The 25946-nt window shown below is 43.0% G+C and carries 10 protein-coding genes and 1 pseudogene; 3 read left to right on the top strand and 8 right to left on the bottom strand.

From position 1 onward, the window contains the following. Window positions 1–43 precede the first annotated feature (43 nt). Window positions 44–718, top strand: coding sequence for a phosphoribosylformylglycinamidine synthase subunit PurQ (purQ, locus tag ACFE90_RS16830; protein WP_375502431.1), 675 nt, complete (start codon window positions 44–46; stop codon window positions 716–718). Between the two features lie 344 nt (window positions 719–1062). Here the strand turns inward: purQ and ACFE90_RS16835 are convergent, their stop codons facing one another. The 3 genes from ACFE90_RS16835 to ACFE90_RS16845 all read right to left on the bottom strand — a co-directional run bounded on the left by ACFE90_RS16835 (window position 1063) and on the right by ACFE90_RS16845 (window position 9247). Beyond that, a complete protein-coding gene (locus ACFE90_RS16835; protein WP_375502433.1) occupies window positions 1063–2631 on the bottom strand; it encodes an HlyD family efflux transporter periplasmic adaptor subunit in 1569 nt (522 codons plus the stop codon). Window positions 2632–2758: 127 nt separating this feature from the next. Next, the gene (locus ACFE90_RS16840; RefSeq protein ID WP_375502435.1) at window positions 2759–5761 is read right to left on the bottom strand and encodes a peptidase domain-containing ABC transporter; all 3003 of its coding nucleotides are present in this window, start codon (window positions 5759–5761) and stop codon (window positions 2759–2761) included. An 813-nt stretch (window positions 5762–6574) separates the two neighbouring features. Next, on the bottom strand, window positions 6575–9247 hold the full coding sequence (locus ACFE90_RS16845; RefSeq protein WP_375502437.1) for an alkaline phosphatase family protein: 2673 nt from the start codon (window positions 9245–9247) through the stop codon (window positions 6575–6577). A 174-nt stretch (window positions 9248–9421) separates the two neighbouring features. Between ACFE90_RS16845 and ACFE90_RS16850 the strand changes: the two genes are divergently transcribed. Beyond that, on the top strand, window positions 9422–9640 hold the full coding sequence (locus ACFE90_RS16850) for a hypothetical protein (protein WP_375502439.1): 219 nt from the start codon (window positions 9422–9424) through the stop codon (window positions 9638–9640). Window positions 9641–9682: 42 nt separating this feature from the next. On the opposite strand, the pseudogene ACFE90_RS16855 reads toward ACFE90_RS16850, so the two are convergent. The 3 genes and pseudogenes from ACFE90_RS16855 to ACFE90_RS16865 all read right to left on the bottom strand — a co-directional run. Further along, window positions 9683–12772: pseudogene (locus ACFE90_RS16855) on the bottom strand (esterase-like activity of phytase family protein); the annotation flags it as partial. Window positions 12773–13529: 757 nt separating this feature from the next. Further along, entirely contained in the window at window positions 13530–18971 is a 5442-nt protein-coding gene (locus ACFE90_RS16860; RefSeq protein WP_375502441.1) for a phytase, read from the bottom strand. Between the two features lie 242 nt (window positions 18972–19213). Continuing rightward, on the bottom strand, window positions 19214–22765 hold the full coding sequence (locus ACFE90_RS16865; protein ID WP_375502443.1) for a putative Ig domain-containing protein: 3552 nt from the start codon (window positions 22763–22765) through the stop codon (window positions 19214–19216). 64 nt (window positions 22766–22829) lie between these two features. Here ACFE90_RS16865 and ACFE90_RS16870 point away from each other — a divergent pair, with 64 nt between their 5' ends. Continuing rightward, window positions 22830–22964, top strand: coding sequence for a hypothetical protein (locus ACFE90_RS16870; RefSeq protein ID WP_375502445.1), 135 nt, complete (start codon window positions 22830–22832; stop codon window positions 22962–22964). 268 nt (window positions 22965–23232) lie between these two features. On the opposite strand, the gene ACFE90_RS16875 is transcribed toward ACFE90_RS16870, so the two are convergent. Further along, on the bottom strand, window positions 23233–24027 hold the full coding sequence (locus ACFE90_RS16875) for a COP23 domain-containing protein (protein WP_375502447.1): 795 nt from the start codon (window positions 24025–24027) through the stop codon (window positions 23233–23235). 80 nt (window positions 24028–24107) lie between these two features. Continuing rightward, window positions 24108–25742, bottom strand: a complete 1635-nt coding sequence (locus tag ACFE90_RS16880) for a M48 family metalloprotease (protein ID WP_375502449.1) — start codon at window positions 25740–25742, stop codon at window positions 24108–24110. Between the last annotated feature and the right edge of the window lie 204 nt (window positions 25743–25946).

Raw genomic sequence — 25946 nt, forward strand, 5'->3', positions numbered from 1 at the left:
CCCTGCCCCCTGCTCCCTGCTCCCCACTCCCTTTTGATTAATCATGAAATTCGGTGTTGTTGTTTTTCCCGGTTCTAATTGCGATCGCGATGTTGCTTATGTAACCAGAGACTTGCTCTTACAACCAACTCGCATGGTTTGGCATCAAGAAACAGACATTGCTGATTTGGATGTCGTTATCATTCCTGGTGGCTTTAGTTACGGGGATTATCTGCGCTGCGGTGCGATCGCGCGTTTTTCACCCGTGATGCAGCAGGTTATAGAACATGCCCAAAAAGGTAAGTTTGTAATCGGTATTTGCAACGGTTTTCAGGTATTAACTGAAGCTGGACTTTTGCCAGGGGTGTTGACTAAAAATCGGGATTTGCATTTTATTTGCGATCGCGCCCCCTTGAAAGTTGAGCGTAGTAATCTCCCTTGGACGCAAGCTTATACGACTGGCGAAGTTATCACTTTGCCCATTGCCCACGGAGAGGGACAATTCTACGCTGACGCAGCCACTCTTGCAGAAATTGAAGATAACGGGCAAGTTGTGTTTCGCTATGAAGGAGAAAATCCCAACGGTTCACTCAACAACATTGCCGGAATTTGCGATCGCCAGGGCAATGTGTTGGGGATGATGCCGCACCCAGAAAGAGCATCTGATGGGATGCTGGGGAATAGCGATGGCTTGAGGCTATTTCAGGGATTGTTAGAGAAGGTAGCGGCATTAGCTTAGTACCGCAAGGCGGAAGTCAAAAGTCACGCATTCAAAAGTTTTGTATATCAAGGCTTTTGTAAGTTTTAAAATAGTAGCTTGATTTCCGCCGAACTGTAATAAGTTGGGTGTTTTGCGATCGCTGTCTGAAAGATTTCTACAAACAGCGATCGCTCTATCACATCAAGTCTTAGCTGCAAGCAGCGATAGAATTTGCCTTACCGATAGCGTATCCCTACGGGGAAGCAAGCTATAGGTCTTAAAGCCTTGCTCTCTCTAGTAGTGGCAAGAAATAGAGCAAAGCCAGAGCCGTTTCCATTAGCTTTGGGGCAATTTTCCTCCTACCTCCTGCCTTTCTTGATAAATTAACGTACCTCTTTAAGGGTATCAATTTGCTTGGTAAACAACTCAGTGAATAAACTAAGCACAGTCCGTTCTTCGCGTACTTTTATATTGGCACTAATTGACATACCTGATTGTAAACTGACGTTTTTACCTTTAATGACTAAAGATTGTTTATCTAAATGGAGCTTTGCCGGAAATCTATAAAACTGATGTGTTTGATCTGGCGGTAATGCGTCTGATCCTATCCCAGCCACTTCCCCTTTGATATCGCCAAATTCGCTGTAAGGAAAAGAGTCAATTCTGACATCTACCTTCATACCTTTTCGGACAAAACCAATATCTTTGTTAGTGATGAAAACTTCAGCTATATAGTTTTCGTTTGGGACTATTTGCAACAGTTTTGTAGTCGGAGTTGCTACAAATCCAGGGTTTTTTGCTTGTAAATCGAAAATTGTTCCGGCTACAGGCGCACGGAGTTCTTCATATTTAACATTTAACTGTGCTTGAGAGATTTTACTATTGACATCTGCCAAACGCTGCTCATTATCTAAAATAACCTTCATGAATTGGCTATCGATTTCGGCAATGCGCTGTTTGTTATCAGCTATCTTATCCAAAATGTTTTTATCAGAAAGAGCCACAGTATTGCTTAACTCTTGTTGCCCTTTTTCTATATCAAACTGGAGACGTTTCTGTTCCTCACCTAATTGTGCTACTTCTGCCGTGCGGTTTTGTACTTCTTGTTGCTGGTTGAGATACTGAAGTTGAGAAATACCACCTTCTTCTGCTAATATCTTCAGCTTATCTAAAACCCGCTGTTGAATAGCTAAACTTGCTTTACTGTCTTCCAGCTTAAATTGATTTTGAGTAAGTTGTTTTTTGGTTTTTTCTACTTCCAACCGCGCAGCTGAAGATCGAGAATCTAATTCCTTTTTGGCGACTTGTAGACGTTGTTGCTCATCAATTCCTAGCGCCGAATCTTGACCGGAATTTTTTAATTGAGTTCGTAATAATTCATTTTCTCCTACTAACGCTGCCCGACTTTTCAGCAGAAAAGCACTTTCTTGTGGCAAATTACCGCGCAAATATAAAAGTTCAGATCCTGTAGCGGTACTTGCACCCAACAATCGGCGGTAAATTTGGTTTTCTTTAGTTAATGCAAGGCGAATTTTATTTAAAGAATTTAATTCAGCAACAGAAGCGATGGAATCGAAAGTCAGCAACAAATCTCCTGGCTTTACTGCTTGCCCATCTTTAACATTAACTGTTTTCACGACTCCACTAACAGGAGCCTGAACTTCTTTGACTGTTCCTTCTGGCTTTAATTGCCCTGTTGCTGCCACTACTTGCTCAATTTTGGCAAAATAAGCCCAAGCAATGCCAAAGCAGGCTAGCGCCATTAAAGTCACCATGATTGTACGCGACCAAATTGGAGATTGGCGCAAGACAATGGATTGCTCAAATTCCTGAGTACTTGAGTTGATTAAAGACTGTTGAGCAGCTTTCTGTTGTTTTGTAAGTACTGCTGAATCTTGCTTGAATCCATTTTTTTGATTGCCGTTGAGGTGATTGCCATTAAGTTGAGTCATAACGATTTTGAATTTTGGATTTTGGATTTTGGATTTTTTGTAGAGCAGTTCTTAATGAGGTTATTTCCCTCTGCTCCCTGCTCCCTTCCCTCTGCCTCTTCGTTACCATGTCCCCAGCAATGACTAATTACAAGTTCACATCTTGTTGCTGATACAGGTAAAAATAATGACCTTTAACAGCCATTAATTCTTGATGGCTACCTTGTTCTATAACCCTGCTATTATCCATTACTACGATCATGTCTGCATTACTTACGGTGTTCAGCCGATGGGTAATAAAAAATACTGTATCACCTTTGAATGCTTTGGCTAAATTGAGACATATTTGCCGCTCTGTAGGATAATCTAATGCGCTGGTTGCTTCATCTAAAACTAGTAATTTTGGTCGTTGTAAAACAGAGCGAGCGATCGCAATTCTTTGTCGTTGCCCCCCTGAAAGTGCAGAACCCCGTTCTCCCACCCGTGTGTTGTAACCGTTGGGTAAGTTCATGATAAATTCGTGGGCGCACGCAACCTGAGCCGCTTCGATAATTTCTTCGGTTGTCGCATCGGGATTGGTTAGGGCAATATTTTCTTGAACGCTACCGTCAAACAACAACGTTTCTTGGGGAACTACGCCTATTTGTCGTCGCAGTGAATAAAGTTCAACTTTGGCAATATCATAACCATCAATTAAAATTCTGCCAGACTCAGTTTCGTAAAGTCTCAGCAGTAACTTCATCATCGTACTTTTACCAGATCCACTTTGTCCGACAATGCCGACAAATTTTCCTGGCGCAAATTCCAGGTTGACATTAGAAAGTTGCAGAGGGCCACTTGTGCCAAAACGGAAGGATACATTTTCGTATTTCACCGCTCCCTTAATCGCAGGTAAGGGTATATTGTAGCGGTCTGTTTCTCCTTCTTGTGGCGTATCGACAATATCGCTTAAACGCTCTAGAGACAAGGCTGTTTCTTGGAAGCTTTGCCAGAGTTGAGCTAAACGCAATATTGGGCTGGTGACGTAACCCGATATAATTCTAAAGGCAATTAATTCGCCTAAAGTTAATTCTCCTTTGAGTACTAAATAAGCTCCTACCCACAAAACGAGTAAGCTACTGAGTTTATTGAGAAAGTTGCTGGTAGAGTTAGCTAGGGTGGAAGTTACAACTGTTTTAAAACCAGCAGCGACAAACCGAGCGTAACGCTCTTGCCAAGAAAAGCGCGATCGCAATTCGATATTTTGCGCTTTTACGGTTTGAATTCCTGACATCACCTCCACTAAATAAGATTGAGTTTCGGCGTTGCGTTCAGCTTTGCTACGTAACTGTCTACTAATGGTGGGAGAAGCAACTAAGGTGATAATCACAAATATTGGAATTGTGCTTAAGCCTACTAAGGTAAGTTGCCAACTGTAAATCAGCATCACACCGATATAGACTAGCGAAAACAGAGCATCTAACCCGACTGTTAAGGCAGTACCCGTCAAGAATTGGCGGATATTTTCTAATTCGTTGATGCGAGTGGAAAGTTCACCCACCGGTCGGCGTTCAAAGTAGCGCAGTGGTAAACGTAATAAGTGGTCAATAATTTGCGACCCTAAACCCATATCGATCCGGTTAGTGGTATCGACAAATAAGTAGGTTCGTAAAGTAGTCAATACGGCTTCAAAAAGTCCGACGACTAAGAGCAAAATCCCCAAAATATGTAGTGTGCCAATACTATTTTGAGTGATAACTTTGTCGATAATTAACTGAACCACCAGAGGATTCGCCAACGCTGCCAATTGCACGAAAAAGGAAGCGATAAAGACCTCTATCAGGACTCGACGGTGGCGTGCCAAATAGGGTACAAACCACCGTAAACTAAAACGCTCTTGGGGCGTTTGATTCGTAGCAGTGAGCAGTAGTACCCTAACTTTGGGCGGAAAGTCGGTTGGATCAACATCTAATTGTTCAACCAATTGAGCGGGTTTGCAGCGTACAATTCCTTTGGATGGGACACCGACAACTACGGTATTTGCATCCACTTCATATAAAACGGCAAAATTATTACCATAACGAATCAGCGCTGGTGTCGGAATGCGTGACACTGAGGCGATTGGTAGCTCTATCAACTGCGCTTTCAGTCCGATTAACTCTGCCAGGTAAGCAGTAACTTGAAACGATATGACACCCTGACGTTTGACTTGCTCAGTTAAGATGCGGCGAACCACTTCTCGACGAAACGGCATTTCTAAGTGCTTCGCGATCATTTGGAAGCAGGCGAAGGCTGTATTTAATTCTCCCTTACCACTAAAAAACGGGTATTTTTGTTTTGAGGAACTCTTTGAGGTTGGGGGGGGTGTCTGGGGAACTATTTCGTCTGATGCGTAGGGAATATCTAGTTCCTCTTCGCTATCTGATTTGGTATTACTTACCGCAAGTACTATTTCATGACTATCTTCCAAGATCAAATCTGATGGATGTATACCAACCAACCGTGCAAAGTTTTGACTTATGACTTGGATATTGTCTCTGTCATTATCTGATTCTATGCGATCGCCAGGTGAGAAATTCGTGACTGTACCTCCGCCACTCAAAAACCAGACCCTTTCAGTATCGAGTTGGTTGAATGGAGTTGCCCCTGGAGGGAGGTAATGTATTTTCGCCTGTGGTAAGGCGTTTTCTGCCACTTCTTTGAAATTTAAAGTAGCGAGCGGTTGCTGTTTCCAATACGAGCTGAGAATATCGAACACTTCCACCAAATAGCTGCGGTTCTTGCGAGCATCGGCAAAAGCTGGGTATAAAGCCAGAAAGCTAAAATATGCCGATGCACTCACGGTTAAACATACTACTTCGGTGGAGGCGATCGCTGTTTCACAGGCGACATCGCGCAACAAACCAATTTCGCCGATAATTTCCCCAGGTTGCAGCAATTTTAGGGTAATTGGCAGTTGCGTCTGGGGATCATATCCCAACAGGCGCACTTGTCCTTCATAAATAATCGTGATGTGTTCCGGGAGACTTTCTTTACCGATGATTTTCTGACCTATCCGATAGCGCCAAGCTTGCACCTGTTCTGATAGGTTAGCGATCGCTGCATCTGGTAAGCGATCAAACCCTTCTAGGGTGGTGACAAATTCGAGGAAACTGTTCTTAATATAAGTCATATAAAACAAGTAAAAGTGAGGAATTAAGCCGAAAACATTAGTGAGTATTCTTTACTAACAGTGAGAGCGTTGGCTTTTATGCTAGTAGTGGCAATACTTCTGTGCTATTCCGGTGTCTAAATATGTAAAAGTACAGAGGAGAGGTTCGTCTAATTGCAGGACTGTATTTATATCACACGGTTAGAATTGTTAGGCGTTTTTCAAAATCAAGTAAAGTATGGTGTAAATACATTGAGGATAAGTTATCACTTGATTAACGCTATATAGTTTATACAAACTTAAACTCAGTATTTAACATTGCAATTATGTAAAATTGATACTTATCATTAAATGAAGACACAGAAACGTAGTTTTTAAATTTAGCGTCGCCCGTTTTAATTTATGATAATCAACATGAAACTATCACAAATGCTTTTTTAAGTAAATACCCTAGTTAATAATTATGTGATAAAAAAAACTTTAAATTTCTGAACTATTTTTTACAAATTCTTATAGGGATTGATAGTCTCACTAATGGCAAAGACAGTAAGCTTTTCTTGGTAAACACCGATATGCCAGATTTTTGAAAGAATTATCCATCACTTTTTTGCTAGCTTAATTTAATAAAAATTAACTAGAAAAATTAATCTTAAGATTTTTGTTACCGTAGAGGAATCTAATATTAAATTTATGAAGTAAATGCAATAACTGCCTTCAGTAAATTTACTAGTTTAATTAATAACGAGGGAGGATCATTCCCTCGCATTAACAAAATCGCTACAGCTTAACTAATGAATGAATGAATGTTGAATCTAAGCTGTAATCATTTTTCGGCTAAATGACACTAGCAGAAAAAACGAAATCATTTGCTGTGAGGCTAGTCGATGTAATTCCAACTAATGAAACCAACTCTGTATTTCCGATTTTCACTAGAGTGTCACTACCTTGTTGCAACAGTGTTAAACCACTAAACTGATTAACACCAATCCCACCAAGCCCGATTTTATCACTACTGATCGCAAAATCAGTCACAATGTTCTTGCTAGTTGGCAGACTGGCGTTGGCAATCCAGAATTGGTCAATACCAGCACCACCACTGAGGCGATTGCTACCCCCAAGACCTGCAAATAGCACATCATTACCATCGCCACCAAACAACGAGTCATTCACACCGGAGAAGAGTTTGTCATCTCCAGAACCACCGTAGAGGCGGTTATTGCTACCGTTACTGGTGAGGGTATCATTACCTGAGCCACCGAAGGACAGTTGACGCGAACCTTCAACTACTGTGAGACTATCAGCACCCGCGCCTCCAAACAAATTATTACCACCATTGGCTTCCACCACGGTAACTTCGTCATCGCCATTGCCGCCATCAGCACTAGTGTTGCCAGCAGGGCCATTTGCGCCAATTAGAACTTGATCGTTACCGTCTCCTGTGGACACCGAGGAGTTACTACCAACTAACACCGTGTCATCACCAATTCCAGTCACGATTGTGTTACCTTTAGTACCCTCTACAAAGTCTGCTCCATCACCTGTGAATAAGGTTTGATTTGGCTTGAGGGTGACATCATCACTAATGGTAGAACCAAATTGAAGGTCTAGTGTTGTCAATCCAACAGTGCGGCCATCAAACCCTGCGGCTGTAAAGTACTGAGTATTGCCTACACTCTGAGAATCTAGAATTGTTGCCTGACCATTAGTAGTTTTTTCTGAAGTCAAGACTTCTTTAGCGGAGGGAACTACATCCGGCCCCCCCACCAATGCTTCTGTAATGACGCGACCTTTCAAATCGCCATTACTGGGAATATCTAACCCCAGAATCCGAGCAAGTGTAGGCGTTACATCAGCATTACTGACGGGCGCATAGTCCACATAGCCTTGTTTAAAGTCGGGACCAATAGCCTCCATGTTATTGAAGGTATCACCTCGACCAAAGCTGCCATGCATCCCCTGTCCTTGCTGCAAAGTTGTATCAGCAATTTCTACTTGAGCTTGAGGGTTGTTTGGGTTGCTTGGGTCGCTGCTAAAGGTTTTGAAGTTGATAACTATAGATGGAACTGGTGTTTTAGCATCACCTTTTAGCCCGATCGCACTCAGTGGTAAAGCACCTGGGATATCTCCATAAGCATCGTCTACAAAAATACCACTGATGTAGTCTTTTTGCGAAAGCAAATCCACAACTTGTTTGGCTAAGTCAGCATTGCCATTGGGCAGATAAATCAGGTCAGATCCACCATTGGCAGCTACAACTATCTTTGTACCTGGGTCAAGTTGGCCATTAATTACCTGACCTGTACCACCAATTACACCATTCCCAGAAATAGGACGTTGACCTTTTGTGGCATCAACAGTTGCATACTGGATCTGGTTGAGGTTTGAGGGAAGGGTTGTAGGGTTAGGATCGTATAAGGGTAAACCTAGATCGTGAGCCAAATCAATTGCAACAAAACCTGTTGGAAGAAATCCCGGATTTACGCCTTCATAAGTTTGGGTGGCAGCATAACTTGTAGTTTTTGTGCCTTGGCTATCAATAGCTTGTTTGCTGATGGTAGAAAAACCGTGGTCGGAAGTAACAAAGACATCAGTAGTCTTGTCTAAGCCTGTGCTTTTGAGATAGTCAAGAAGCTGCTTTAAATTATCATCAGCATTTTTAACCCCAGCTTTTGAAGTAGGGCCATTGATACCTGGTGTTAAGGTGTTTAAGCTATCACCCTGATTATGTTGAGTACCATCAGGATCTCTTGACCAATAAACCAATGCGAATGGTTTACCGTCTTCTTGAAACTTGGGTAAAATTACTTTGGTAGTGGCATCTGCAAAATATTGTTGTTGAGCCACATTGGCATTCAGAGTGCCAGGAGTTGTATTATTACCAGCTGGCTGGACTCGCGTTGTCGGTTTTACATCTAGACCAGCCGCTTGTAAGCGATTAACAATATCTGGATCGAGTGGAACACCAGAAGGTGAACCGGCGGCTGTAGGCGGTGGTGTTGCACCATTTGTAGTGTCATCAATAATAATTGTATCGGGAGTAGGAATAGTACTTGTAGTACCACCTTCTCGGTTAACTTGGGTAACATCTTGGATGGCAACTGGCCCTAGTTTACCAACTGCTGCTGTGTTGAAACCCTGCGATCGCGCATAAGCTAAGAGTGACTCTTCATCTAAAAAGTTGTTACCGGGAAACTTTTCATCAATATCTCCCAGAACCGCATCATTTTCAATGAATGGCGTGATAGTACCATTAGCATTAGCACTAGGAAAACCAGTGTATATGGTGTTGCTAAAGTCACCTGTATCACCAAGATAATGCCCTGTTGCGATCGCAGAAGCATTCGGTGTGGTAAATGTCGGAAACAGCGAATGACTATTGGCAAAACTAACTCCCTGCTGACGGATGCTATATAAAGTTGGGGTGTCAATGGGGTTTACAGAACCGTTACGCAATCCATCAGCAACAAAAATAATGACATTTCTACCGTTGCCGTTTGTATCAGCCATGTCAACTACTCCTTAAGTATTGTGAGCTACAATTGATTAATCGCAGCAATTGGATGTCTGTAGACTGAGCGATTAACTACACTCAAGCCAAACGAAAAATTCTTTGCTAGAGAAACCTGGTAGTATTTGGTGACAAAATGCTTGGTGTCCACATAAATTAGTGGAGAAAATCAAATGAATATAACTCTGGTCACTGTCTCAAAACATAGTTGTTCAATGTTTAAGAAAGGTTATAAGCAAGTTAAGATTTGGGACAAAAAGCAGAAGGCTCTTTACGAACAAAAAGATCCCCGACTTCTTGAAGAAGTCGGGGATTTGATCCTTTTGGTGGAGAGCAAATCAAATATGATCGCTATATCACTTTCCCGCATTAGCAAAATCGCTACAGCTTAATTAATGAATGAATGTTGAATCTAAGCTGTAATTATTTTTCGGCTAAATGACACTAGCAGAAAAAACGAAATCGTTTATTGTGAGGCTAGTTGATGCAATTCCCACCAATGAAGCCAACTCTATATTTCCAGTTTTCACGAGAGTGTCGCTACCCTGTTGCAATACCGTTAAATTACTGACGCGAATACCGCCCAGCCCGATTTTATCAATGCCGATCGCAAAATCAGTCACAATGTTCTTGCTAGTTGGCAGACTGGCGTTAGCAATCCAGAATTGGTCAGCACCAGCACCACCATTGAGGCGATTACCGCCCTGTTGACCAGCAAATAGCACATCATCACCATCGCCACCAAACAGGGAATCATTCACACTAGAGAAGAGTTTGTCATCACCAGAACCACCGTAGAGACGGTTATTGCTACCTTGACTCTTAAGGGTGTCGTTACCTGAGCCACCGAAGGATAATTGACGAGTTCCTTCAACTACTGTCAAAGTATCATTACCTGCTGCCCCAAGTAAATTATTACTACCACTAGCTTCCACTACGGTAACAACATCATTACCATTGCCACCATGAGCAGTAGTATTTTGAGCCGGGCCGTTTTGACCAACAAATATCTGATCGTTACCCTCTCCTGTGGATACTGAAGAGTCACTGCCGACTAGCACTGTGTCTTCACCGTTTCCAGTCTGGATTGTGTTCTCTTTAGTACCCTCTACAAAGTCTGCTCCGTCACCTGTGAATAAGGTTTGATTTGGCTGAACGGTAATATTATCGCTGCTAGTGGAACCAGAATTAATTTTTTCAGCTTTTGGCTTACCTAAACCAGCAGCAAGATTAAGGGGATTCTCCAGCTTCAACAGAATAATTTCATTGTTGTCTATAACTGGATTTTGAGGATCATTGCCAGGACGACCTGTAGAGAAGGGATAATTGTTGTCATTAGCCACCAAAATGGTGTTTTTGTCAACAACTAAAACATTCTCAATGGTTTGGAATGGGAAATCGAAGGTGGTCTTACCATCCCCATTCAGGTCGTTGGGGTCTTTGATGTTTAACAAGTCTGCAACTTCTTCTTTAGCTACAAAACCATTAGAATCTGTTTTAGACAAGTCTATTTTGTAAATCTTCTTAAATTCAGCCGCAGCCCCTTGATTGTTATCCCGCTCAATGACTAGGTATTCATTATCATTAATGACTGCTAAATCCCCGATGGAATTTGACGGATTATCCAATCTGTAGTAACGTAATTGGTCGCTGTATTTGTGGCTGGCTAAATCAAATTCGTTAATCCGCAAAGCACCAGGAGTATCGCCTTGAACCGTACCTTCTAGGAGGAAATAAAGCTTGGTTTTGCTGGCGTTGATTGCTCCGCCTTCAAAACCTTTGGAACTAGCTAAGTTAGCAAAAGCATCTCCTGAGAGAACGTCGGGGTTTTGTGGCGATCGCACTACATTATACTGAGGATCATCTCTGAGTTGATCCCGTACTTTATCCCCAATATCTGGAAAGTCTGTAAATAGCGCATCTACACCTAATTGATAGAACTGTTGGATTTCTAGGGCTAGCTTGCCTTTATAATCTGCTGCTAAATATTGATCTTCCGCACGGAAGGTATACGGGTGAACCTGCAAACCTGCGTTGTGAGCATCTTGAATTAAGGTAGAGGGAGGTAACGTTGTCTGATCAGCCTCATTTACTACCCCATCCCCATTCACATCATCTGCTTTGCCATCACCATTAGCATCAGTACCTTTGACACTAACAATCATCCGCTTCCAAGGGCCAATGCCATCGGCATAGGTGGCAACTTCAGCCAAACCTTCTGGTGTTCGCAAGTCGCCATAAGTGCGAGTGTCACCACTGACTTTCAAATCATAAGGCTGACTCTCAATGATCTTGCCGTTGATATCAATGTCACTTGCATCTAAAAGTTGGACAAGTGGAATATCCACCCCTGCCGCAGGCATAATGACATCATGCAGTTCTTTAAGGTTAGATACTTCAAAGGACTGGATGAAAATGCGACTGGGGTCAGTGAAGTTATTTGCCTTGAGCGTATCGATTAATAACTGACTGATGTTTCTGTTGATTTTGTTAGTGGTGCCTACATAAGTAGCTTCATTGGCCAAATAGGTTGGATGCTTAGTTTCAGGATAGATGCCAATCTTTTTACCTGTATCGGCTTCTACTTGCTTAACTAAATTGATGATTTCCGTGAAGGTAGGAATTTCAAATTGATCGTCAAAGGAATGATCGCGGAAAGGTAGACGTTCTTCTGCTCGTAAAGTCTTGATTTCAGCTAAGGTGAAGTCTTCAGCAAACCAACCTGTAATTGTGTTTCCATCTAAACTTACCGTTTTCTTGCGATCGGCAAACTCTGGATGCTTGTAAACATCTGTGGTTGTATTGTTGAAATTGACAGTACCATCAGCGTTCAAAACTGCTAAAGCTGGCTCATGACGAGCAATTAACACACCATCTTTTGTAACTACCAAATCAGGCTCAATGAAGTCAGCGCCTCGCGCAATTGCTTGTTTATAAGACTCTAAGGTATGCTCTGGACGATAACCACTTGCACCTCTATGACCAATTACTTTAGGTGCTTCTCCATCTAAAGTTTTGAATCGGTCAGGTGTAGCGATCGGAGCCTCTAATAAATTACCAGTCGCATCAAAATGTAGTAGGTAGGGGCCAAACTCGTCTCCCACCCAGATTGTCCCGTCTTTATCAAAGACGAATGACTCTACATCAAAGTCTGCACCAGTTAGTAATCTTCCAGTAGTTCCCTCATTTACAATTTGGAAAGGAACCTTGTTGTTCGGGTCAGACAGTTGAATGTAATCTAAAACTTTAACGCTGCCGTCTCCATTCTCTGTTCCCTTAAAATTCGGGTCTATACGATTGATCCGCAGTAGAAAATCTGCACTATTATCTTTGCTACCGTAACCGTTATCTGACAAAAAGTACAAAGAGTCGCTGTTAGCAAATTGAACACCGCTAAAGCCCTGTATTGGTTGTCCGGGGAAAGGCCCGGTTCTGCCATTTGCTGAAATTCCCTGACCGGAAGCTGGCCCATCACTAAAGGTATCAGCAGGTAAAGAGGCAAAACCTACTAACTCAACTTGGGGAACAGGTGTTGCAAGTGCTATTGTTTTTCCGTTCTCAATTGTCATAATTAGAATCTTTTTTGGTGGGTATTTGAATTTAGCTGCATCACAAGCTATTCAAGTTCTCTAATTACATCAGCTGTGGACTTACACAAAAGTTGCCAAAAAGCTTAATTTATACGAACCGCCTTCTCTCAACAACGCCAAGGGTTCGTAGAGTGTGCGTAAGTCCTGGACTTGTGGAAAAATCACCTTTTCACTCTAAAAACCCAAATTATTGAAGTATTTCAGAATACAAAAATATATTTTGGTTCAGTTGGATTTTGCCATGAATTCTGAGAATACATTTACAAACAATGTCTTTTTTAGAGAGTAATGATGGTCAGATGTTAGCTAATAATCTGTGTTAGCTAGTAAAAGTGTGCAACTAAATTCCGAATTTAAGTTTGTTGATAGTAGTTATGAGAGAACTTGACCATTATTAATAATGATGTTTTCATTGAAAGATTAAGAAAAGAATAAATTAACTAGAAGAAATGATTAAAATAAATCTTAATTAAAAAATAACTTTTATTAATTTTTCAAAATAAAGAATAAACTAATATATGGGAATGTTATTTACCCTTATTTTAGAGTCCTTTCTAGAATAAAGTTAAATTTTTATAGTTTGAATTTGGGAGCGATCGCCATTTCCTTTCCTGTCAAATAAATAACCTGTAGGGACGTAGAGTTATACGTCCCTAGAAAAGGTGTTTCTATCAGAAGCTAGGTGAACAAATTAAGCCAGGATACTAGCAGAGAAAACGAAGTCATTTGCGGTGAGGCTAGTTGAGGTAATTCCAACCAATGAAGCTAACTCTGTATTTCCGGTTTTCACCAAAGTATCACTACCCTGTTGCAATAAAGTTAAACCACTAAATTGAGTGATACCGATACCACCAAGCCCGATTTTGTCAATACCAATTGTAAAATCAGTCACAATGTTCTTGCTAGTTGGTAAACTACCATTAGCAATCCAGAATTTGTCTGCACCAGCACCACCAGTTAGGCGCTCACCACCTGCTTGACCAGCAAAAAGCACATCATCACCATCGCCACCAAATAACAAGTCATTCAGAGTCGAGAACAAGATATCATCACCAGAACCACCATAAAGACGGTTATTGCTGGCGTTACTAGTGAGGGTGTCGTTGCCATTTCCACCAAATAAGCATTGACGAGAACCTTCAACGACTGTGAGAGTATCATCACCAGCGGCTCCAAATAAATTATTACTACCACTAGCTTCCACCACGGTAATAACATCATTACCATTGCCACCATCAGCTTTGGTATTTTTAGCTGAACCGTTTTGACCAATAAATATCTGGTCGTCACCCTCTCCTCCGGATACTGAAGAATTACTGCCTACGAGTACGGTATCATCACCGTTTCCAGCTTCGATTGTGTTGCCTTTAGTACCTTCTACAAAGTCTGCACCATCACCTGCGAAAAATGTTTTTCCTGGCTCAACTGTTACATTATCGGTGTTGCTAGAACCAAAGTTGCCTGGGAAAGTAGGCTCTACAGGTGTCAGGTTATTGGGTAGTTCTAGGATGCCGAGTTTTTCAGCAGCCGTATTACCCGTAACGTTAAAGTCATTGTCGTTAATCAAGGCTAGAGTGTTGGGTGCTACCAATGCTAGACCTTCTAATTTTTCCACCCCGGTGTAACCCAACTGAGCAGCATTAGCGATTAGACTTTTGCTAACAGTGGTAATATTGGCAGTAGCTAACTCCGCAGAGGTCAGTTGTTCAATAGTTTTACCAGCTGGCAAAGTAAAGTTAGCAGGGTTATTGATGTTGGTCGCCCCAGCTAAATCAATTTGGTAAATTAGTTTATTGCCAGCAGATGTACTATTGTCATCTCGCTCAACTACTGCAAATTTGCCGTTACCCAAAGAAACTGCATCGCCAATCTTATCGGTTTGTGGTAACCCTTCTAGGCGATATAAATACTCTCCAGTTACCTGCTTGGCGACAATATCAAACTCCAGAATTCGCAGGTTGAGAGAAGCTTTGGATGTCGCATCATTATCGACATCTGGATTATCAATTGAACTCTGGATAAAGGCATATAATCTATTACCTTCCAACGCTACAGCTTCAAATCCTCGGTTATTGCGGCGTTGGGCATAAACTGCTGGCAAAACCTCAGTGCCAAAAGTTCCAGTTGGTTGATCTGGGTCGGGTGCAGTTGCCGTTCCTTGAGGAATAAAACGCTCAATCAGCTTTCCATTAGTATCAAAGTGATAAATGGAGGGACGGTACTCATCTACCATCCAGTAATCACCATTTTCTGCAACTACAATTCCTTCTAAATCAGCACCTAAAGGATCGTTATCTAGAACCTTGTTGTCTAAGTCAACGGCAATTTCATCTGTGTAGGCTAAACCGTTTGCTACTCCTTGCAAGTTAGGTAGTCCCGTTAATGGCGTCGTTCCATCTTGGCGAAATAGTTCTGTTCTGTTGGTAATACTGATTTCACCTGTACTGCGGTTGAGTTCAAAGCTGACTATTTCTGGCTGGAAGTTGGGTAAGAAAAATGGTCTATTTACACCATCAGGTTCTCCATTGGGGCCACGGTCTGTATTGGTGACAAATTTCAGGTTGCCATTAGCTGCAAACCCTTGGAAATACAACCCAGAAAAACCACCCAAGAAAATATCTTGATTTTTAGAGGTTGTACCTAACTGGGGTAAGTTTTCAAATTCATAGATAGTTAGCTTGGGTTGGGCAACAGGATTGCGGGGGTCGTAACTAGTGGTGTCGATATTTAGAGTATTGGGGAAGGCATTGGCGATATTTTCCCAAGGCACTAGCTTAAAGTTAGAGTTAACATTTTCGCCATCGATAGTTTTGGCAGGTTCATTGGAGCCGTCTTGGGTGACAAATAAACCAAATGGGAAGTTAGGCCCCAGTGGCAGGTTAATGACATCAGCCCCATCTGACTCTTGCACGCTGTCAATTGACCCATTGTTACCAATGGCAAAGTTACCCACGTATTCGTTGTTACCTTCACGAGTGTAGGCAACAAAGGTACTATCGCCTTGGCTGGATGCTAGCAAGTAGCCTGTGCCGTTTTTGCCGTAGTAGATGGTCAACCCTTCGGCATCATCGGTGAGGTGAGAACCACCCTCAAAACGAACGCGATCAATTAACTTACCTGTTGTGCCACCGTCCGGTTCTGCCTGGAATTTCCAGATGCCCACATCTTCTTGCGCTATGTAGAGAAAACCGGTTTCTTGGTCAACCACCATACCCTCTGTTTGGGGAGAACGCCCTGCTGCCGTGGGCGAGGGGATGGTGAATTCCCGTACCAGTTCTGCTCCAATTTGACCATTACCTTTGTCGATCAATTTGAACTGAGCTATATCTCCAGTTTGGCGGCGACTGGTAAAGACATAGTAATCATTAGTTGCGGGGCTACGGTATAAGGTAAGTCCGTAAGAACTGCTAGTTGATGCAGAATAGGGAGGTTCAAAAGGTGATGTCTGAAAGATAGTACCAATATTGCTATCGGTGATATCTTCCAAATATTGACCGGGGGCAGTGGGGTTGGGGTTAATTTTGAAGATTGCTAGTTTATCATTTTGGCGATCGCTAGCTACAGCAATATCAACAGATTGATTGCCTAATTTAAAACCGTATTGCAAGTCAATATTGTTGTAGCGAATACCACCAGGATTAACTGTTTGCAACAAATTACCAGATAAGTCATAAACCCGCAATCCAGCATTTTTGACTGAGGTTAGTACTAAGCTATCGGCAGAATTTGTGGCATTAACATAGATAGCAGGATCATCAGCATCGGCACGTTGATCAACTGGGAGTGTTTTATCGTCAAATAAATCAGGGCGGGTTTCTACTATGGGTGCAGCAGTGGGAACTAAGTCTGCACCCAAGGTGAGGATTTGGGTATATTGGGTGCTGCTAAAGTTGTTGTCACTCACCAGTACAATGGACTGACGACCATCTGCTAGTTTGGGGCCGAAGGCAAGACCTTCTATATTATCTACTCCTGTAATCGGGTGATTTGCATCAGTGGGCAGATTAAGGTCAGTTAAATTCAACAGCAGACGCTTTTGGGCGGGTTTGATAGCAGCTAGTTGTTCAGCACTCAAATTATTGAGAGAATCGTAGAAACTAATGTCAGTTGCACCTTGCAAAGAAACTTCGTAGATTTTGATGGTATTGCCTACACCTTGGGCAAAGGAGCGTTCTAACGCCAGGAAAGTACCACGATTATCTATTGCCAATAAATCCGCCAAACCATTGTCAGCAGAGCCTGTGCTTGGGTTTGGTGCTTCGGGAATGGCATCGGTGATGTAAAGGTATTCTTTTTCTGGTTGTCCAGTAACCAGATTGTATTGCAGAATCCGGGAAGGGCTACCACTGGTGAGTGAAGCCTTTAAGCCATCTTGGGACAGTGCGTTTTCAGTGGCGGTGAATAGAGTTTTCTGGTCGGGTGTGATGGTCAGGCTTTCAAAAGCTAAGTTATTATAAACACCGGATGTCTGCGTGTCACCTCCATCGACACTCCCGTTGTTGTTAGTATCCTGAACTACTGGTAAGAATTTGCTGGGAACAAGTAGGGATCGCACTTCTTGCCCAGTGGTTAAGGAAAACTCTTTAATAAAGGGATTAGTAACGCGACCAACAGCAAGATTAACTTCACCCTCCGAAGATATGAAAACAGTACCATTGTTGGTTAAAGCAATACCTTCTGGGTCGAGGCTATTGAGTGCAAAGAAGTTGCCGTTGCTATCTTTCAGTGGTGTAACATTGGTAAAAGTCACTCCAGAATTGGCAGTGAAAGTGTAGAAGCGAGCTAGACCGTTGCTATCAGAGCGAGCATCTGAGATAGCGTAGTAGCGGTTGTTAACAGCATCGTAAGTGACACCAGATAGTCCACCCAGTGGAGTTGGTGCGCCATTCACCGTTCCCGCCGCACCAGCAGGAATAAAGGTAGTAGCAAGAATAGTTTGTCGTTCAAATTCCACACGGGGAATAGTTTTACCTGCTTGAGTCGCCCCAGTTTGCACATCTGCGAACACCAAGCGATGGTCAGAACTGGGGAACGAAAAAGTACCAACTGGGGAGAATATCGGGTCAGTATTTAGCGGCCAAAATACTCCTGAATTGGCAATTGTCAGGTCAGTGGAGGGTAGCACATAATCAGTCCGCAGATTTCCGGGGGTCGTATCAGCAAAATCTGCGGTGTCAAAGTTAGGATTCCCTTTTTGGGTAGCGTTTGCACCACCTTGTAAGTCTGCTTGTTGGGGACTACCAAGACTGGTAGGGATGACATTAGTATTGATATTGGGATTTTGCAATAGTTGCCGGATAGCGTTGTTAAAACTATCACCATCTAACGGATCTGCATTTTGATCTCCGACAATCACAAAGCTTGAACCAGAAGCAATCCCGCCCGTTTTCCCCTGATCATCGTAAATATAATTACTTGTACCAGGAGTAATATAGTCTGCCCAAAACCGGATCTCGTCGTGGTTGCGCTTTCCGTTGCGGTCTTCTGTCCCATCAAAGGTTGGGGGTGTGGGGTGGCTGGCGAGGACATGAATTGTCTCGCCGTTTACTTGAATGGGTACATCCCAATGACTTTTGGAGGAGAGGCGTAGAACTGCCAGTTCCTCTGGAGAATACCAATCATTTGGCTCTGGTGTATTGGAATCATCGGGAAGCAAAGCATTGGGCATATCCTTCCAGAGAAAGTTTTGGAAGGTGCGGACGTTGGCAGTGTCGATGGGATATTTGGATAACAGCAACATCCCGTATTGACCAGGAAAATTACCGAATCCGAAGGCATCATCGCCATATCCCGGTTCGCCTGGGGTTGTAACTACTGCGCCGTTGTTGTTCAAGTCAAAACCAGAGGCAATACCCGTGTTGGAAGGAGCAATGTAGAAATAAGGGTAATCAACAGGAGTTGCACCATTCTGGCTAACTGCAAGGTAATTTTGCTTGAATAACTCAACTGCTTTCTGGGAGTAGTCAAACTCATTGATCAGTAGCACATCCGGGTTGTTACGCTGAATAATTTCCGCAACAGCTTTTGCTTGAGCATTGTCAGGCGTAGACAGATCGGTTACTAGCTGACCTGTTGCGTTGCGATTCAAAGAAGCATTGAACTGAGAAAAGCGAACTGTGCTTGTAGTTACCATAGGTTAGTTCTGGGGTAGATTTTAGATATTAGACTGCTTTAAAAATTGAGAGTTAGCTTTTCTTGCAAAAGCTTTCATATTATGTGCGCTTGATTACTTATTAAACTCGGAGAACCCCACTTTGCCAAAGCTGTGCTTTGTCTCCCCTCCCGAAGAGGCAGCTTTTGTTACGGGTAATTAGGCAGACATGACATCATTTCCAACTCTTTTTCTGCGTTAGAAGGCGATCGCTTGAATCTGCGTTAAACAAATACAAAGCCAGTATCGGTTGCCAAATTCGTCTTTAGCTTTAACCCATCCTCAACAACAGCAATTAACTCTATTCCATTGTTGGTAAAAATACCAACAGCAGACTTCTTACTAGACACGGCTGATACATACTTTAGTGAGTAATTGCTAGTAGCTCCCTTGAGTTCAATTTTGTCCTTGTTCTTAAAGCTGGCAATATAGGCATAGTCACTGTTACCAGAACTGGCATAGAAAACTGAACTGACATTACCCAAGACGTAAGTATCTTCACCCTGATCACCATTGAGTAAGTCAACTTCGCTTGTGCCACCCCCCCAACCAATGAGGCGGTCATTGTCCTTGCCTCCAGAAAGCGTGTCACTGCCAAGTCCGCCTAAGATTGTGTCATCGTCATCGCCTCCACGGAGGATGTCAGTACCTCCCTTGCCATCAAGGTAATCATTGCCTGCGCCACCATCGATCGTTTCATTGGCATTAGTACCGATGACGCGATCGCTCCCAGCTAAGGCATTGACTATGTTCGCACCATTAAGTTGGTCAATAAAGATAATATCGTTGCCAGATGTTGCCTTGTTATTAGCAACAGTCAGGTCAAATGTATCGCTAACATTAGCACCACCGCTATCAGTGGCGGTAACTGTGACTCCGAAGATGCTAATTTGGGAGATAGTGCCGGATATCACACCTGTATTAGCAACAATACTAGATCCAGTGGGTAAGCCTGTAGCACTGTAGCTGAGGGTGTCGCCTTGATCGACATCAGCAAATTTGTTACTGACATTGAAAGAAAAAGGTTTGTTAGTAGAGATGATTTGGTCGTCAATCGGTTGTACTACAGTGGGAGCATTGTTTTTAGAGAGATTAAACCGAGCCACACTAGGGTCGTGATCGCTATCCTGATCGGTAAACTCTGAATTGATGTGAACTACATCATACCCATCTAGTCTGTTGCGTAAGTTGTTACTGACTAAAATGTGGTCAAGTGTTTGGGCGTTGCCTTCAAAATTATAGGTGTAACGCTCATTTTGAGGCAGAGTTTCAATTAATGAAGTCAGTCCAGCGCTTTCTAGAGTGGTGACAGGGTTAGAGAACTCAAAGTCATTCAAGTCACCTGCTACTACTACATTGGCATTGGGGTTGATTGCTAAAATACTTTCGACAAAGTTTTTCACCACTGTTGCTTGTTGCTGGCGCTGCACTTCGCTACTGAGAGTTGGCGGTTGATTCACACCAAATAATGGTTGGTCGCCACCTTTAGAATTAAAGTGGTTGCCAATTACATAAACAGTTTCACCCTTGAAAGTAAATTCCCCAACTAACGGCTTGCGACTGCTAGTAAAGGCCGAGTTGGTGGGGTCAATCAAACCAGGACTATTAGAAACTGTAGGAACACCAGAGACGTTACTAACTGTGGTGCTGGAAGTGGAAGTACTACCGGGGCGATCTACAAAGTTGACACGATTGGGATTAAACAAGAAGCCTACCCGGATATTTCCACCAGGTTCACCACCATTAGTACCGTTCACTGGGTCAATTTGGCGATATTGATATGTGGAGCCACCAGCAGCAGCAATCGCATTAATTAATGTTTGGAAGGTAGTGCTAGCATCAATTACGCCATTATTCGTTGCCCCGTTGTTGTCCTGAATTTCTTCTAGACTAATAATATCTGGTGATTTCAGATTATTGACAATGCGGCTGGCAAGGTTGTTAAACTTGGTTGCACCATCGCTTGGGTCAAGGTTTTCGACGTTGAAGGTAGCAACTGTCAATTGCTCAGTAGTGGGAGTTAAATTTGTAACTTCTTTTTGAAGAGTACTGTTCTGTACTATTGTGGGAGCAGCCGATACTAAAACTTCATAGTTGCTAAAGTCGTAGTTAACGACACCAACAATACTGCTAAGTTGCGTACCAACATTCACCTCGGGTAGCACTAAGGCATTGTTGAGATCATCGATCTGAATGCGTTCAGGATTGAAGTCTGAGGCACTAATTAGGCTACCACCGCGAGATGTGCGCCCAGTGGCATTTGCCCCATTGTCTGCTAATACCCAAATTTCCTGTGATGTACCAAAGCTTGCAGTGGGTGAAGTGGTGATCGGGTTATTTACCTGTACTCGCATTCCTTCTAAACTTTCATAGAAGTCGATGCCATCCTGGGCAGGATCAAAGGTGGTCGTTCCAGTTTCGATATTACCAGTAGTGTCGTTATCGATTACTGTAGTTGGGATGGTTCTGCCGCCATTACCCAGAACTGTGACAGTTGGTAAAGGATTGCCACTGGAGACTGTAACAATTGTAGGGCTAGTAATTTGTGTTACCGTCAGGTTATTTGCATTATTACCGGGACGAAACTCCGCAACTGTTCCATTAACTAATATAGAATCGCCGACAAATACGGTTGGTGCTGATGAGGTGAAGACGAAAATACCTTCAGAAGTGCCATCGTCGCTGTCTGGGTTGGGGTCTTGCAAGTAAAAACCGTTACTAGCTGTAGCCGTAACAATTCCCGCTACATTCTTAACGTTTTGACCTCTCAAAGGTGAGATATGCCCCGCGCCTTGAATGTCGTGAATCCGAATTGCGTCATTATCAGTGATCGCTATTGTAGCAGTAGCAGTACCCAGAGTATAGTTGGCGCTGCTATTGAGAGTCAAACTGACGGTTTCAGTTCCTTCAACTGCCGTATCATCCACAGGTGTAATGGTGATATCCACAAAGGATTGTCCGGCAGCGATCGTTACTGTGCCTGTTAGGGCTGGGGTGTAATCTGCGCTTGTGGCTTGTCCAGCACCCGTTGTAACATTGTAATTTCCCGTCAAGGCATTGATGGTACTGCCTGTGCGATAGATCCGGAAGATACCAGGGTCAGTGCCAGCTTCGGCTGCGTTGGCATCTTGGGCTGCGATCGCGATCATGGGGGTTGTATTGATAGTGAAGGCGGTTTGGTTCAGCGCTGTAATAAGAGTCGCCCCAGTAGTCAGCGTCCAATTAGCAGGGTTGTTAACGATCGCCTTGAATTCGGCAAAAGTATTTGCTGTACGAGAACCGATGTAGGCTGCCGATTCCTCCCTCGTCAAGAAGCTTATACGGCTGTCAGCAGGTAGCGAGTTAGGTGCGACACCATCCTCTGTGTTACCAATATTAATTCGTGCGATCTGTGTTGTCGGCTTGTCTGCTGTCGCATCACTGGCATCAAGATAGGCATATACCGAGTCGGCGGTTTGGCTAAAGCCGCGATTAGTAGAACCTGAGAAGGTGACCACAGCAGCCGTACCTACATTGGCAACTGGTCCACCAGTCACATCAAAATTGGTCAAAGTGACGATAGTCCCTGCGACAACACCGCCTGCTGGGGCAGTCCATTTACTATATGATTCACCAGTGTTAAAAGCCGTTGCCGTCGCTGTTGTAAGTTCGTTGTCGGTAAAATAGATGGCCGTTCCCTCTGGAATAGCGACTAGCGCAACAAAAGCTATCCAATCGTCGGGTCCACCCGCAGTATTAATACCTATAAATGTAATGTCGCCAGAATTAAATGCCATATCTAAGATTCCTTGATAAATTAATGATGATGCCCAAAATGCTTAATTCACTTCGGAATATCTGTTGAGTATCGCTACGTTCGCCAAAGGCATTGGCCTTGGGATTTATCCAAAGTTGTCCGCACTTTGTAACAGTTCAAAAGCGATCGCTATGCCCACCACAACCATGATCATTAGTGGGGCGATCGCATCCCAATAACTACAAAAGGACGGATGCAAAAATTTAATTGATCCAAAAATTGACTATATAGTCAAAAAAATTACATATTTCAGTAGTATTAATCCATATTCAGCAACCTTAAACTATCTCGGTAACATTAAGAAACCGCTAGCAAAAGGTTAAAACAACAAATATTTGCTATGGTATCTCGTCCACCCATAAAAAAAGGCGGACAAGATGCCCGCCCCACAATAAGTAGTTGGATATTTTTATTTGAAAGTAATTTTGTATTAAAAACCACTATTGCCTATCGGAAATTACCAGGATTTAATCGAACAGAGTTAGGCTGTGACTGACGACGAATTGCTACTCCACTTTGCAACTTGTTTCCAGTGCCGCCATCTTTTCGATCAAGGAAAGGTTTCAGATTAATCCCACTTCTAGACGAACTAACCCGATTATTGCCATTACCCAGAAGTGTACGTCCTAAATTATATAATTCGTTGCCTCCACTACTGCGATCGCCATAGGTGTTAACAGCTATAGTCTGTTGTCCACTGTCAGCAGTAGTCAAGTTCTGAAAAATACTATTGCGGATAACATAGGGGTCTTTCCCAGGCGGTACTGTCAGGACAATTCTACAAGTTGGGTTAGCTTCTGTTGTGACGCAGACAATATTTTCGTTATTTTCTGTTGCTGTCTGGAGTTCTTGTAAGCCATCTGGGCGATACTGTTCTAAGCGACTGGCAATTGCTGTACAACGCCTTTGTGCATCCCAACCACCACCCAAAGCCGCAGGTGCAGCCCAAGCAAAGTATTGCCCTGGTTGACTTTGTGGTTGATACATAACAGTGTACTGACCATTGTAAGTCTGACAGCTAAACCGAGTTATACCGTCAGATGAGGGTGAAGGTGGTATACCTGTTGACGTGTCTATTGGTGTTGATGTGTCTATTGGTACTGATGACCCACCTGATGGTACTGTTGGTACGACAACGCCATCGCCAGTAGAGTCATATTGCGCCATTGCTACAGAATTGCCCAGACACAAAGATAAGCCAAGACTGCCCAAAGATATTAATCGAAGCAGTTGTGATGACATAAATCATTCTCCAGTAGAAATAGGTGGGGAACTGACAGTTTAAGTGACGAACAATTCTATGTTTTGATTCATCAAAAACGCTATTTTTTTTCCTCTCTTGCTTTTTTCTCTTCGAGTAGCTTTTTCACCCGTGCTTGAATTTCTAGATGACGCCCTACTCCTTCATAGGCATAACGGTTGTAATTACTACGGGTAATCAGGTTTTCTAAATAACTAACTCGCTCCTTACCACCTGGGTGCGAAGATAACCAACTAGGAGGAGCATTTTTTTGCTGTTTTTCTAGCGTCACCATTAAGTTACGTAAACCATCAGCAGCGTAGCCAGTGGCAACAATTAGGCGTGTACCAAGATTATCTGCCTGACGTTCCATGTCGCGGCTGTAACTAAGTGCAAAGAGTTGACCGATAGTGCCGCCCAGAGGTATATATTGGGTAACATTAGAGATCAGGTTGCCTTCGCTGACTAATTGAAAAGTGTGGGATAAAAGTACATGGGATAATTCATGACCCATTAAGCCAGCTAATTCTGCTTCGGAATTAGCTTTAGCGATCGCACCTGCATTAATAAAAATTTTACCCCCAGGTAATGCAAAAGCGTTAAGGCTTTCCTCTGGAATCACAAAGAATTCGTATTTAAACTCGTCCCGTCCTCCTACCTTCGCCAGTTTCTGTCCAATTTCATTGACGTATGCCAAAATATCTTCGTCTATAATTACACCCAGCTGTTTTTTTGCCTGCTTTGCCACCGACTCACCTATGGCTCGTTCACCTTGTAGCAACATGATGGTAGAGTCAAGGGCAGAAAACGGCCCAAGCAGACTGCCAGTGACGGCATAACCTAAAGCACCTGTAATAATATTACCGATGACATTGCCTCTAATTTCTCTTTGTGTATGAGATTTGTAACGGTTCAGATTTTCCGCTGCTAGTTTTGTAAACTCAGGCGCTTGGGGATCTTTAGGATTGAGAATAGCAAATTGACGCGCCGCCAAGGACGCTTCCATCCATTTTTTATCAGCAGCTAGGGCTGTAATTCTAGCTTTAATTAATTCTGGTTGATCTGGATACAGCGAAGAAGCCCGTTCTAATATGTCTAATGCTTCTTTAGTGCGATCGTATTGTTTCAATACTTCAGCATATCGGATATGACCAGGGATAAATTCAGGATATTGCTCAACTAATAGTTGCAGAGGTACTAAAGTTTTTGTTTGCAACTTTTGTGCTATACCCGCCTCTGATTCTCGCCAGTAGACTTTACCTCCTGGGGATAGTTGCGTGGGGTCGAGTATGGCAGCTTTACGCTGTTGATTCTCTGATGTTTTACCAAAAGGCTGCTTAACTTCGCGGTAAATTTTTTCTGCCTCTGGGATTTGTCCCGCCAGATAAAGTTTATCCGCTTCTATAAATTTTAGCTGACGGGTGAGTTCTTCCGGGCTGAGTGGGGGTTCCTGTGGCGACTCTGGCTTTTTCGGTTCAGAAACTTCAGGGGCGGGTTTTGGTGCTTCTGGCGTTGATGAACGTTGCAGCACTTCCCGTAACTTTTGGACTTTAGTTGTTTCTGAACTGGGCTTTGTCGTTTCAATAATGGTAGAGGCAGCAGGTTCTTGTGCCAGAAGGGGTGAAGTTGCCTGCGTCAGGATTATCAAAATTGATGTAGCAGCTGAAAGTAATACCCACTTCCAAGCTGGCAGTAAAGACTTCCAGATTCGTTTCATGCTTGGGCCCACGTATGCAAAAGGCTCTTTTTTAAATTTTATGAGCAATTAGCAAAATACGCATATAGCGATGTATTTTTTGTGAGACACGATGTGAACCACTAACTGTTCGGTGACCAAAACAGACTCATGATACAGAGCAAGTAAAAGACTTCCAATTAAAAAAATATCCCATCCCTGCGGGACGCTACGCGTAGCAAGATC

It is taken from the genome of uncultured Nostoc sp. (assembly GCF_964245445.1).
Lineage (GTDB): Bacteria > Cyanobacteriota > Cyanobacteriia > Cyanobacteriales > Nostocaceae > Nostoc.

Excerpts from the sequence above, each read along its gene's own strand:
- purQ (WP_375502431.1), top strand. The coding sequence starts at position 44 with ATGAAATTCGGTGTTGTTGTTTTTCCCGGTTCTAATTGCGATCGCGAT.
- ACFE90_RS16835 (WP_375502433.1), bottom strand. The coding sequence starts at position 2,631 with ATGACTCAACTTAATGGCAATCACCTCAACGGCAATCAAAAAAATGGA.
- ACFE90_RS16840 (WP_375502435.1), bottom strand. The coding sequence starts at position 5,761 with ATGACTTATATTAAGAACAGTTTCCTCGAATTTGTCACCACCCTAGAA.
- ACFE90_RS16845 (WP_375502437.1), bottom strand. The coding sequence starts at position 9,247 with ATGGCTGATACAAACGGCAACGGTAGAAATGTCATTATTTTTGTTGCT.
- ACFE90_RS16850 (WP_375502439.1), top strand. The coding sequence starts at position 9,422 with ATGAATATAACTCTGGTCACTGTCTCAAAACATAGTTGTTCAATGTTT.
- ACFE90_RS16860 (WP_375502441.1), bottom strand. The coding sequence starts at position 18,971 with ATGGTAACTACAAGCACAGTTCGCTTTTCTCAGTTCAATGCTTCTTTG.
- ACFE90_RS16865 (WP_375502443.1), bottom strand. The coding sequence starts at position 22,765 with ATGGCATTTAATTCTGGCGACATTACATTTATAGGTATTAATACTGCG.
- ACFE90_RS16875 (WP_375502447.1), bottom strand. The coding sequence starts at position 24,027 with ATGTCATCACAACTGCTTCGATTAATATCTTTGGGCAGTCTTGGCTTA.
- ACFE90_RS16880 (WP_375502449.1), bottom strand. The coding sequence starts at position 25,742 with ATGAAACGAATCTGGAAGTCTTTACTGCCAGCTTGGAAGTGGGTATTA.